We start from the raw sequence: 8,560 nt of genomic DNA on the forward strand, positions 1-8,560 counted from the left end.
GTCGCGATGGGCTGCGCTGCAGCCCCTGGCCTTGGTGCAGAAATCCGGGGGCTGCTGAGCAGCCCATCGCGACACAAGGCCGCTCCTACAGGGGTTGCTTGAACGGTCGCTCATTTATTCCCTCAGGCGATTAGGCTGATAACCAAATCGTAGGAATCAATGTGCCATTATTCAGGAAGGCTTAAACACCTCTTCCTATACTGCCTCTGGACAGTCTGCACAGGGTTGTAGCGCAGACGAGTGAAAACTCGATCAAGAGGCATTCCATGGAGTGGCTGGGGCTGCAACTGTTCGCCGACCTTCCTGCAACCGGGCGTATCGTCATCGATTGCCGCCATGAGCCCTTCCTGGTTCTGCTCGCCTATCTCGTCGCCTGCGCGGCGTGCTTCGCCACCCTCGACATGGCTGAGCGCCAGTCGCACAGCGAGGACCCCACCGCACACCGGCAATGGAACATGCTCGGCGCGTGCTGCCTGGCAGGCGGCATCTGGGCCATGCACTTCATCAGCATGCTGGCGTTCCAGGCGCCGGTGGAAGTGCACTACGACATTTCCCTGACCATTCTCTCGCTGCTCATCGCCCTGGCTGTCGCCTGGCTGGCCATGCACAGCCTCGACCGCAGCCACCTAGACCCGCGTCACTTTGTGCTGAGCGCCGTGCTGATCGGCCTGGGCATCATCCTCATGCACTTTGTCGGCATGGCCGCAATGGAAACCGGCGCCCGCCAGTACTACCAGACAGGCCTGCTGCTGGCGTCTGCCGCGATCGCCCTGCTCACCAGCCTGGCGGCACTGTGCCTGGCCCGCTACTTTCGCAATGGCAGCGGTACCCTGCACCAGGCGATGAAATACGGCGCCAGCCTGCTGATGGCCGGCGGCATCGTGGCTACCCACTTCACCGCCATGTCGGCCATGACCCTGGTCATACCCGCCGATACCGCCCTGCGCCTGCCCTCTGGCGACAACAGCCTGCAGCTGGGGCTGGGCATCGGTTTCATCACCCTGCTGATCAGTGGCGCCAGCATCAGCGCGGCACTGGCGGACAAGAAGCTGCAAAGCAAGGAGCATGACCTTCGCCGGGTCAGCGTACTGCTCGGCCAGCTCGACCAGGCCCGAGCCTCGCTGCAGCAGGCCGCACATTATGATGCGCTCACCAACCTGGTGAACCGCCGTGGCTTCAACCAGGTATTGGCCGAACGCCTTGCCGAACACCAGGCCAGCGAAAGCCGCCTGGCGGTGATGTTCCTCGACATCGACCATTTCAAGCGTATCAATGACAGCCTTGGCCACGATGCCGGCGACGAGCTGCTCAAAGTGATCGCCAATCACATCAAGGCCGCCACCCGCAGCCAGGACCTGGTGGCGCGTTTTGGCGGCGACGAGTTCTGCGTGGTCACCAGCCTCAACAGCCGCGACGAAGCGCGCCACCTGGGCCAGCGCATCATGCAGCGGATGAAAGAGCCGATCGACCTGGGTGGCCGGCGCATGGTCATGACCACCAGCATCGGTATCAGCATCTTCCCTGACGACGGCAGCACAGCCGAAGAGCTGCTCAAGCATGCCGACCTGGCCCTGTACCAATCCAAGGACAACGGGCGTAACAGCTTGAACTTCTTCAACGACAGCCTGAAGGCGCGGGCCACAATTGCGTTGCAACTGGAAGAAGAGCTGCGCCTGGCCCTGCTCGAAGAGCGTGGGCTGTGCGTACACTACCAGCCGATCTTCGACCTGCGCAGCGGACAAGTGGCCAAACTGGAAGCCCTGGTCCGTTGGCAGCATCCGCAACACGGCCTGCTCGGGCCCGACCGGTTTATCGGCATCGCCGAAGCCAACGGCCTGATCATCGACCTCGACCTGTGGGTACTGCGCCACGCCTGCGCCGACCTGGCCCACATGCAACGCCACGGTTATGGCGAGCTCAAGGTCACCGTGAATTGCTCTGCGGTCACCCTCAGCCACGACGAACTTCCCGCAGAGGTAGAGAAGGCGTTGTTCCACGCCGGCCTCGCGCCCCGCCAGCTCGAGCTGGAGGTGACCGAGAACGCCTTGATGGGGGATATCCAGCGCACCGTCAGCTTGCTCAAGCGTGTTCGCGCCCTGGGCGTTGCGCTATCGATCGACGACTTCGGCACCGGTTACTCATCACTGGCGTACCTCAAACGGCTACCGCTCGACGTACTGAAGATCGACCGTACCTTCCTGCAAGATGTGCCGGGCAGCCAGAAGGATCGCGAAATTGTCCAGGCAATCATCGTCATGGCGCATACCCTGCACCTGCAGGTCGTCAGCGAGGGCGTGGAAACCGTCGAACAGCAGGCGTTTCTCGAAAGCCACGGCTGCGACTACCTGCAAGGCTACCTGCTGGGGCGCCCTGTGCCCCTGGCTGAACTGCGGCCGCTACTGGAGCGGCCACAACGCCTCGGCGCTGGGCTCACCCCTTGCTGCGATACAGCTCTACCAGGGTCGCCGGATCTTTATGCAGGTAACCCTGGCTACCGTGCAGACGCATCAATTGCGCGGCGAGGCCACTGAGCGGCGTCGCAGAACCCTGCTCGCGGGAAAACTTGACCGCACCATCGAGGTCCTTGAGCAGCGTGCGCACATGCCACTTGATCGGCTCGAAGCGGCTCTCGGCCATCTGCGGTGCGAGTATCTGCAGCGGCTTGGAATCGGCAAAACCACCCGCCAGGGCTTCGGCGATCAGGGTCGCATCAACCCCCGACTGTTCGGCCAGCGCCACCACTTCGGCAATGACCAGGGCATTGCAGGCCACGATCATCTGGTTACAAGCCTTGGTCACCTGGCCCGCGCCCACCGCGCCCATGTGCGTCACCCGCTGGCCCAGCACCTGCAGCACCGGGCGTGCACGTTGCAGGTCGGCTGCCTCACCGCCGACCATGATCGCCAGGCTGCCGGCCTCGGCACCGGAGGTGCCGCCGGACACCGGAGCATCCAGCCAGGCCATGCCACACAGTGCCGCCAGTTCGCTGGCCATTTCGCGGGTAGCGGTGGGCTCCAGGCTGGAGAAATCGACGAGCAGCTGGCCACTACGCCCACCCTCGGCAATGCCTTGAATGCCGAACACCACCTCGCGCACCACAGCGGTGTCGGCCAGGCATAACAGCACCATGTCGCTGTCGCGGCAAAGTTGCGCCGGGCTGCTGGCCAAGCGCGCGCCAGCGGCGACCAGCGCCGCGCACTTGTCAGGGCTGCGATTCCAGACAGTCAGCGGGTAACCCGCCGCCAACAGACGCCGGCACATGGGCAGGCCCATCAGGCCGATGCCGGCGAATCCAAGCGAAGGTAGTGCAGTGCTCATCGATGACTCCTGACTGGTTCGAACATTAAGGCTGCGCGTGGCCTGGCGGAACTGGGGACACATTACGCATTCCGTAAACTGTTACCGCCACGCCGAATTGTTACTTACCTCTACCCGCCTTGAACGCCATCAAGCACCAAAACGGGGCCGCTGCGTATTTTCACGCACCAAAAGCGATCACGCCTCTTTCTGGTCTTTTACCTGAATAACGATGAACGGCGAAACGACCACGGCCCAGATCTCTGGATCGCGGCTTTGCAGGTCCAGGGCCTGCTCGGCGGTGACCGGCCCAACAGTGCCATCACTACGCCACTTGGCGAAGATCTCGCCGCGATTCTCGGCCATCGCCTCGGCAACGGTGATCAGGTCCAGGCGGGGGTCGACCCAAATCAGGTCACCCTTGGCCCAGAAACGCTCAAGCGCTTTCCACTCGATGATTGCTGTCTCGCCAAGCAATTTGGCATAGAGGGTGCTTGTTTGATCAGTCATGGGTGGTATCCGCAAAAAATCGGCCAATGAAAAGGTCGGCATTTTTGCAGAAAAACCCGGTTTCAAATAAGTAATTTGGTCGATTGCCCCCGAATTCGCGGGGCAAAGCCGCAGATGCAGGCAGTTTGATGGCGCCTTTCTGTATCTTTCTGTCGACCAAGCGACAACACGGGAAACAGGCACTTTTCGACCGCTTTTCAAGCGCTCGAACAGCGCTCTACACTGTACCGGTACAGTTCCGGGACATGTTCCGGGGGAAGGTGGGCTTGCGCGTTGGCATGGCCACGCCGCAAATCCCGCCCGGTCTGTAGCCCTGGCCGCCAGGACTATAAGAATTACAACAGAATGAGTGGAGCACTATGATCAAGATTTCCAAGCTGTTCGCCGCAATGGTTCTGGCCGGGGTAGCCAGCCATTCGTTTGCCGCCGATACCATCAAGATCGGCATCGCCGGTCCCAAGACGGGTCCTGTGACCCAGTACGGCGACATGCAGTTCATCGGCGCCAAGCAAGCCATCAAGGACATCAACGCCGCGGGCGGCGTCGATGGCAAAATGCTCGAAGCCAAGGAATACGACGACGCATGCGACCCTAAACAGGCCGTGGCAGTCGCCAACAAAGTGGTCAACGACGGCGTCAAGTTCGTGATCGGCCACCTGTGCTCCAGCTCTACTCAGCCTGCGTCCGACATCTACGAAGACGAAGGCGTGATCATGATCACCCCGGCCGCCACCTCGCCGGAAATCACCGCCCGTGGCTACAAGCTGATCTTCCGCACCATCGGCCTGGACAGCGCCCAGGGCCCGGCGGCCGGCAACTACATCGCCGACCACGTCAAGCCGAAAGTGGTCGCGGTACTGCACGACAAGCAGCAGTACGGTGAAGGCATCGCCACTGCGGTCAAGCAGACCCTGGAGAGCAAAGGCACCAAGGTTGCCGTGTTCGAAGGCCTGAATGCCGGTGACAAGGACTTCTCCTCGATCATCCAGAAGCTCAAGCAGAACAACGTCGACTTCGTCTACTACGGTGGCTACCACCCAGAGCTGGGCCTGATCCTGCGCCAGGCTCAGGAAAAAGGCCTGAAAGCCAAGTTCATGGGCCCGGAAGGCGTGGGTAACGACTCCATCTCGCAGATCGCCCAAGGCGCCTCCGAAGGCCTGCTGGTGACCCTGCCGAAGTCGTTCGATGCCGACCCGGAGAACAAGAAGATCGTCGATGCCATCAAGGCAGACGGCAAGGACCCAAGCGGCCCGTTCGTGTTCCCGGCCTACTCGGCTGTCGAACTGATCGCCCAGGGTATCAAGGCCGCCAAGTCCGAAGACACCGACAAGGTGGCAGCCGCCATCCACGCCGGCACCTTCAAGACCCCGACCGGCGAGCTGGCCTACGACGCGAAAGGCGACCTGAAAGACTTCAAGTTCGTGGTCTACGAATGGCACTTCGGCAAGCCGAAGACCGAAGTCTCCCCTCAGTAACTGCGTGACTAAATAGCTGACCGTAAAAAGCCCACTGTGCGAGCAGTGGGCTTTGTTTTACGAGGTTCATGAGCCTGGCTGCCGCGATCCGGATGCCGGCTCACCTGAAAATCTTAAAACCGTCACCCGCGGTTTCCTGGCCCTACCCCCGCCAGCGAAATGCAAATCAGGTTTTTAGGAGCGCTGTAATGCCTGAGATCTACCATTTCTTCCAACAACTGGTTAATGGATTGACCATCGGCAGCACCTATGCCTTGATCGCCATCGGTTACACGATGGTGTACGGCATCATTGGCATGATCAACTTCGCCCACGGCGAGGTGTACATGATCGGTTCCTATGTGGCCTTCATCGCCCTGGCGGGCCTGGCCATGATGGGTATCCATTCGCTGCCGATCCTGATGACCGTTGCCTTCGTCGCGACGATCTTCGTCACCAGTGCCTATGGCTACAGCATCGAACGGGTTGCCTACCGCCCCCTGCGCAACAGCAACCGCCTGATCCCGCTGATTTCCGCCATCGGCATGTCGATCTTCCTGCAGAACACCGTGCTGCTTTCGCAGGATTCCAAGGACAAGTCCATCCCCAACCTGATCCCCGGCAGTTTCTCGTTCGGCCCGGGCGGCGCGGAGGAAGTACTGATCAGCTACATGCAGATCCTGGTGTTCGTCGTCACCCTGGTGGCCATGACCCTGCTCACCCTGTTCATCTCCCGTTCTCGCCTGGGCCGCGCCTGCCGCGCCTGCGCCGAGGACATCAAGATGGCCAACCTGCTGGGCATCAACACCAACAACATCATCGCCCTCACCTTCGTCATCGGTGCCGCCCTGGCAGCCGTGGCGGCCGTGCTGCTGAGCATGCAGTACGGGGTGATCAACCCCAACGCCGGTTTCCTGGTGGGCCTGAAGGCCTTCACCGCGGCGGTGCTGGGTGGCATCGGCAGCATCCCGGGCGCCATGCTCGGCGGGCTGGTGCTGGGCGTGGCCGAAGCGTTTGGCGCCGATATCTTCGGTGACCAGTACAAGGACGTGGTGGCATTCGGCTTGTTGGTTCTTGTCCTGCTATTCCGGCCGACCGGCATCCTGGGCCGCCCGGAGGTTGAAAAAGTATGAACAGAAATCTCAAACAGGCGTTCTTCAGCGCCTTGCTGGTATGGGCCGTGGCCTTCCCGGTCCTGGGTCTGAAACTGAGCATCGACGGCATCAGCCTGGTAGTGCACAGCCAGGGTTCGTTCACCATCAGCATCATCGCCGTGTGTTCGGTGCTGATGTTCCTGCGCGTGCTGTTCGACAAGCAGTGGAGTTCGGTGATGGGCCGCCGCTCGGATCGCAAGCTGATCCCGCCGGCTGTCAGCAACTACCTGACCCTGCCGAAAACCCAGCGCTACGTGATCATCGGCCTGATCGTTGCCGCACTGGTGTGGCCGTTCTTCGGCTCGCGCGGTGCGGTCGATATCGCCACGCTGATCCTGATCTACGTGTTGCTGGGCCTGGGCCTGAACATCGTGGTCGGCCTGGCGGGCCTGCTCGATCTCGGTTACGTCGGCTTCTACGCCGTCGGCGCCTACAGCTATGCCATGCTCTCGCACTACCTGGGCTGGAGCTTCTGGGTGTGCCTACCGATCGCCGGCCTGATGGCCGCCACCTTCGGCTTCCTGCTCGGCTTCCCGGTGCTGCGCCTGCGCGGCGACTACCTGGCGATCGTGACCCTGGGCTTCGGCGAGATCATCCGCCTGTTCCTGCGCAACCTTACCGACTGGACTGGCGGCCCCAACGGCATCAGCAACATCCCCAAGCCGGAGTTCTTCGGGCTTACCTTCGAACGCCGTGCCGCCGAGGGCATGCAGACCTTCCACGAGTTCTTCGGGCTGCAATACAACTCGATCAACAAGGTGATCTTCCTGTACCTGGTGGCGCTGCTGCTGGCCTTGCTGGCGCTGTTCGTGATCAACCGCCTGCTGCGCATGCCGATCGGCCGTGCCTGGGAAGCGCTGCGCGAAGACGAGATCGCCTGTCGCGCGCTGGGCCTGAACCCGACCATCATCAAGCTCTCGGCGTTTACCCTCGGTGCCTGCTTTGCCGGTTTCGCCGGCAGCTTCTTCGCCGCGCGCCAGGGCCTGGTGACGCCGGAGTCGTTCACCTTCATCGAGTCGGCAATCATCCTTGCCATCGTCGTGCTCGGCGGCATGGGCTCACAACTGGGCGTGATCCTCGCGGCCATCGTAATGATCCTGCTGCCCGAGCTGATGCGTGAGTTCAGCGAATACCGGATGCTGATGTTCGGTGCGCTGATGGTGTTGATGATGATCTGGCGTCCGCAGGGCCTGCTGCCCATGCAACGTCCACACATGGAGCTGCGTCGATGAGCCGCGAAATTCTGCAAGTCAGCGGCCTGAGCATGCGCTTCGGCGGCTTGTTGGCGGTCAACGGCGTGGCCCTGACCGTCAAGGAAAAACAGGTGGTGGCGCTGATCGGCCCGAACGGCGCCGGCAAGACCACCGTGTTCAACTGCCTGACCGGTTTCTACAAGCCCAGTGGTGGCACCATCCTGCTCGATGGCCAGCCCATCCAAGGCCTGGCCGGGCACCAAATCGCCCGCAAGGGCGTGGTGCGGACCTTCCAGAACGTGCGCCTGTTCAAGGAAATGACCGCGCTGGAAAACCTGCTGATTGCCCAGCACCGCCACCTCAACACCAACTTCTTCGCCGGCCTGTTCAAGACCCCGAACTTCCGCCGCAGCGAGAAAGAGGCCATGGAACGCGCGCAGTACTGGCTGGAGAAGGTCAACCTGACCGAATTCGCCAACCGTACCGCCGGCACCCTCGCCTACGGCCAGCAGCGTCGCCTGGAAATCGCCCGCTGCATGATGACCCAGCCGCGCATCATCATGCTCGACGAACCGGCCGCGGGCCTGAACCCGAGAGAGACCGAAGACCTGAAGGCGCTGATCGCCTACCTGCGGGAGTCGCACAACGTCACCGTGCTGCTGATCGAGCATGACATGAAGCTGGTGATGAGCATTTCCGACCATATCGTGGTGATCAACCAGGGCACCCCCCTGGCCCACGGTACGCCGGAACAGATCCGCGACAACCCTGATGTGATCAAAGCCTACCTGGGGGAAGCGTAAATGCTGAAGTTCGAAAACGTTTCCACCTTCTACGGCAAGATCCAGGCGCTGCACAGCGTCAACGTGGAGATCAACCAGGGCGAGATCGTTACCCTGATCGGCGCCAACGGCGCCGGCAAGTCGACCTTGCTGATGACCCTGTGCGGCTC

At 61.7% G+C, this 8,560-nt stretch carries 8 protein-coding genes; 6 read left to right on the forward strand and 2 right to left on the reverse strand.

Features of this window, described 5'->3' with window-relative positions; translation table 11 throughout:
- Window positions 1–266 precede the first annotated feature (266 nt).
- Window positions 267–2,531 (forward strand): bifunctional diguanylate cyclase/phosphodiesterase, encoded by a 2,265-nt coding sequence (locus HP547_RS24325; RefSeq protein ID WP_172287901.1) that lies wholly within the window; start codon window positions 267–269, stop codon window positions 2,529–2,531.
- On the opposite strand, the gene HP547_RS24330 is transcribed toward HP547_RS24325, so the two are convergent.
- Complete coding sequence (locus tag HP547_RS24330) at window positions 2,431–3,318, reverse strand: NAD(P)-dependent oxidoreductase (protein ID WP_172287903.1); 888 nt, start codon at window positions 3,316–3,318, stop codon at window positions 2,431–2,433. The genes HP547_RS24325 and HP547_RS24330 overlap by 101 nt on opposite strands.
- Window positions 3,319–3,495: 177 nt before the next feature.
- Window positions 3,496–3,807 (reverse strand): DUF2288 domain-containing protein, encoded by a 312-nt coding sequence (locus HP547_RS24335; protein WP_172229087.1) that lies wholly within the window; start codon window positions 3,805–3,807, stop codon window positions 3,496–3,498.
- Between the two features lie 359 nt (window positions 3,808–4,166).
- Between HP547_RS24335 and HP547_RS24340 the strand changes: the two genes are divergently transcribed.
- The 5 genes from HP547_RS24340 to HP547_RS24360 all read left to right on the forward strand — a co-directional run.
- A complete protein-coding gene (locus HP547_RS24340) occupies window positions 4,167–5,282 on the forward strand; it encodes a branched-chain amino acid ABC transporter substrate-binding protein (RefSeq protein WP_172287906.1) in 1,116 nt (371 codons plus the stop codon).
- A 188-nt stretch (window positions 5,283–5,470) separates the two neighbouring features.
- Window positions 5,471–6,394 carry a high-affinity branched-chain amino acid ABC transporter permease LivH gene (gene livH / locus HP547_RS24345; protein WP_008097482.1) on the forward strand — a complete coding sequence of 308 codons (924 nt, stop codon included), beginning with the start codon at window positions 5,471–5,473 and terminating at the stop codon, window positions 6,392–6,394.
- Complete coding sequence (locus HP547_RS24350) at window positions 6,391–7,647, forward strand: high-affinity branched-chain amino acid ABC transporter permease LivM (RefSeq protein WP_172229091.1); 1,257 nt, start codon at window positions 6,391–6,393, stop codon at window positions 7,645–7,647. Before livH ends, HP547_RS24350 begins: the two co-directional genes overlap by 4 nt.
- Window positions 7,644–8,411 carry a high-affinity branched-chain amino acid ABC transporter ATP-binding protein LivG gene (gene livG / locus HP547_RS24355; RefSeq protein WP_172229093.1) on the forward strand — a complete coding sequence of 256 codons (768 nt, stop codon included), beginning with the start codon at window positions 7,644–7,646 and terminating at the stop codon, window positions 8,409–8,411. Before HP547_RS24350 ends, livG begins: the two co-directional genes overlap by 4 nt.
- The coding region (locus tag HP547_RS24360) for an ATP-binding cassette domain-containing protein (protein ID WP_172287909.1) at window positions 8,412–8,560 on the forward strand (149 nt) is incomplete at its 3' end.

This window comes from Pseudomonas sp. CM27, from assembly GCF_013179515.1.
GTDB lineage: Bacteria > Pseudomonadota > Gammaproteobacteria > Pseudomonadales > Pseudomonadaceae > Aquipseudomonas.